The organism is Methylibium sp. T29 (genome assembly GCF_000576205.1).
In the GTDB taxonomy this organism is placed as follows: Bacteria; Pseudomonadota; Gammaproteobacteria; order Burkholderiales; family Burkholderiaceae_C; genus Methylibium; species Methylibium petroleiphilum.
Map to the genome: position 1 here is coordinate 1 of NZ_AZND01000330.1, position 3,103 is coordinate 3,103.

Consider the following 3,103-nt stretch of genomic DNA (forward strand, 5'->3'; position numbering starts at 1 on the left):
CCGAGCGCCGTGAGCGCAGCGAACAGAGCGAGTTCCGCGGCCCGGCCATGCAACCGAGCACCGCAGGGAAGCCGGCGCCGAGCGCCGGCCGCCGAACCCGTGCACTCCGGCCCGGCCGGCCACGCCCCGGCGGCTCGGTCCGAGCGCTGCTCCAGACAGCTTGTCGGTCGACACGGTCCGCGCTCGCCTCAGATCGACCCGACCACACCCTCGACCAGGTAGTTCATCTTCTCGAGCTCGAGGTCGGTCTGCTTCAGCACCTTGCCGGCCGGGATGACCACCGCGCCCTTGTTGTCCTTCAGTCCGCCGGTGAAGATGTCGAACGAGCCGGCGATCATCTTGGCCTTGATGCCGTCGGCGGCCGTCTTCGCGGCCTCCGGCACCATCGGGCCGTAGGCCGACATCTTCACGTAGCCTTCCTTCAGGCCGCCGCGCAGGAAGTTCGGGTGCGGCTTGCCGGCCTGCGCCGCCTCGATGATGGTCTTGTAGGCGGTGAGCCAGTTCCACTCGGCGCCGGTCAGGTAGGCATTGGGCGCGAGCTTGGCCTGGCTGGCGTGGTAGCCGCAGACCATCTTGCCGCGCTTGGCGGCGGTCTCGACGATCACCTTCGGGCCGTCGACGTGCATCGTGAACACGTCGGCACCCTGGTCGGCCAGGCTGTTGGTGGCCTCGGCCTCCTTGACGGCCATCGACCACTCGCCGGTGAAGATGACCGTGCAGGTGATCTTGGGGTCGACCGAGCGCGCGCCCATCGTGAAGGCGTTGATGTTGCGCAGCACCTGCGGGATCGGCTTGGCGGCCACGAAGCCGAGCTTCTTGCTCTTGCTCATGTGGCCGGCGATCACGCCGTTGAGGTACTGGCACTCGTCGATGTAGCCGAAGAAGCTGCCGGTGTTCTTGGGGTGCTTGCCCTCGGTCCACATGCCGCCGCAGTGCGAGAAGCGCACGTCGGGGTACTTGGCGGCGAGCGCCAGCATGTGCGGGTCGAAGTAGCCGAACGAGGTGGGGAACAGCAGCTTGGCGCCGTCCTGCACGATCATGCCGGTCATGGTCTTCTGCACCGCGGTGGTCTCGGGAACGTTCTCCTCCTCGACGACCTTGATGCCGGGCAGCTTCTTCACCTCGGCCGCGGCGGCGGCCTGCGCCTGGTTGTAGCCGAAGTCGTCCTTCGGGCCGACGTAGATCACGCCGATGGTCATCTTGGTCTGGGCCTGCGCGGCGCGCAGTGCCCAGGGCGAGGCGGTGGCCAGGCCGGCGGCCGACAGTTGCGCCAGGGCGCGGCGGCGGGAGGCCCGGAAATCGTGTTGCGTCATGGTTCCTTCTTCCTCGATGTGGATGGCACGGCAGCAGCGGGACGGGGCATCCGCAACCGGCGCGGCCGGTCTTGGTGCACGTATTGGTATACAAGATGGAATACGCAAATGCCGTGCCTGCGGCCGGCTGCCGCAGCGGCGCGGCGGATGGGGCGGTGGAGCGATGCGCAGCCCGGCCCCGGCGCCCAGAGGCGCCGGAAACGGCAGGGGGTGGCAGCGTGGGTGGCGCGTCAGCGCGCGAGCTGCGCGCGGGCCTGCTGGAGCATCGCCAGCGTGATCTTGCGGACCTCGGACTTGCTCTGCTCGACGTGGCTGCGCAGCAGCAGCTGGGCCTGGTCGAGCTTGCGCTGCATCACTGCGCGCAGGATCTTGGCGTGCTCGGTGTAGGTGGCGTCGATGCGGTCGCCGCGCGTGAAATCGAGCCGGCGGATGATGCGGATGCGCTCGGTCACGTCCCAGTGGACGCGGGCGATCTCGGCGTTGCCGGCGGCGCGCACCAGCGTGGCGTGGAACTGCTCGTCGAGTGCACCGACTTCGCGCCCGTCGCTCAGGCGTTCGGCGGCCGGCAGCAGCCAGGTCTTCTTCAGCGCGTCGAGTTCGGGCGAGGAGTCTTCGGCACGGGCGCACAGCTTGGCCACGCTGGCCAGCTCGAGCAGCACGCGCAGGTCGTAGAGCTGCTCGAGCTTGTCGAAATCGATCGGCCGCACGTACCAGCCCGATTTCGATTCCACTTCGAGGAAGCCCTCGTTGCGCAGCCGGAACAGTGCCTCGCGCACCGGGGTGCGGCTGACGCCGAGGCGGGTGCCGATCTCGGCCTCGGAGAAGCGGTCGCCGGGCACCAGCAGGAAATCGTGGATCTCGGCCTTGAGCCGGGCGTAGGCCTGTTCGGCGAGGTTGCTGCGCACTGCGGTGGCGGGCAGCGCGGTGGCCGGGGCTGCTGCGGCGGTGGCGCGCGCGCGGGAGGCGGCGGTTGCGGGACGGCGGGCGGGACGCGTGCTCATCGCGCGAGTCTAGACGGCGCTCGGAACTCAGCCATCGATCAGGCTCACGTGCGCGGCCACCACGCGCCAGCCGCCGTCGGCGAAGCGCACCCAGGTCTGGCTCTGGCGGCCGATGCGGGCGTCGCCGTCGCGGTGGAACTCGGTCATCGCGGTGGCGAAGTCCTGACCGTAGGTGGTGATCACGGTGAGCGCGAGGCGGCGTGCCAGGCCCTGCGAGGGGCGCGCGCGGCGGAAGGCGCGGATCGCGTCGATGCCGACCAGGTTCTCGGCGGTGCCGTAGCGCACCGTGTGCGCGCTCGGCCAGAACAGCGCGTCGAGCACGTCGATGCGGTTGTGGACCAGCGCGTCCTCGTAGCGCGCGAACACGGCCTGCATCTCGGCCAGCACCTCGGGGCGGTTGATGTCGTGGTCTTCGGTCATCGCCGATCTTCCTTCGGATTCAGTCGAGCGCGGCGACCGGCGAGCGCGCGACGCCGGCGGCCTCGAGCGCGGCACCGACGCGCAGCGCATGGTCCTCGCGCCAGGGGGCGGCGATCACCTGCACGCCGATCGGCAGGCCCGGCTGCGCCTCGCTGCAGCCCCACACCGGCACCGCGCACACCGGCAGGCCGATGCAGGAGATCGGCTGCGTCAGCAGGCCCAGGCTGGGCCGGGCCGGCAGCCGCTGGCCGTTCAGCTCCAGCCACTCGGTGCCGAGCAGTGGCGCGACGCAGGGCGTGGCCGGCGCCAGCAGCACGTCGACCTGGCCGAACAGCTCCGCCGCGCGCTGTGCGAACCAGCGCCGCACGC

General features: G+C 70.4%; 4 protein-coding genes. All 4 read right to left on the reverse strand.

Going from position 1 to position 3,103, the window contains the following annotated elements:
* Positions 1 to 188 precede the first annotated feature (188 nt).
* Entirely contained in the window at positions 189 to 1,313 is a 1,125-nt protein-coding gene (locus x551_RS20340; protein ID WP_011828369.1) for a BMP family ABC transporter substrate-binding protein, read from the reverse strand.
* 230 nt (positions 1,314 to 1,543) lie between these two features.
* Positions 1,544 to 2,314, reverse strand: coding sequence for a GntR family transcriptional regulator (locus tag x551_RS20345; RefSeq protein ID WP_051512241.1), 771 nt, complete (start codon positions 2,312 to 2,314; stop codon positions 1,544 to 1,546).
* A 27-nt stretch (positions 2,315 to 2,341) separates the two neighbouring features.
* The gene (gene hpxZ / locus x551_RS20350) at positions 2,342 to 2,734 is read right to left on the reverse strand and encodes an oxalurate catabolism protein HpxZ (RefSeq protein ID WP_036235189.1); all 393 of its coding nucleotides are present in this window, start codon (positions 2,732 to 2,734) and stop codon (positions 2,342 to 2,344) included.
* A 19-nt stretch (positions 2,735 to 2,753) separates the two neighbouring features.
* Positions 2,754 to 3,103, reverse strand: a 350-nt coding sequence (locus x551_RS20355; RefSeq protein WP_253950433.1) for an amidase family protein, incomplete at its 5' end; no start/stop codon positions are given.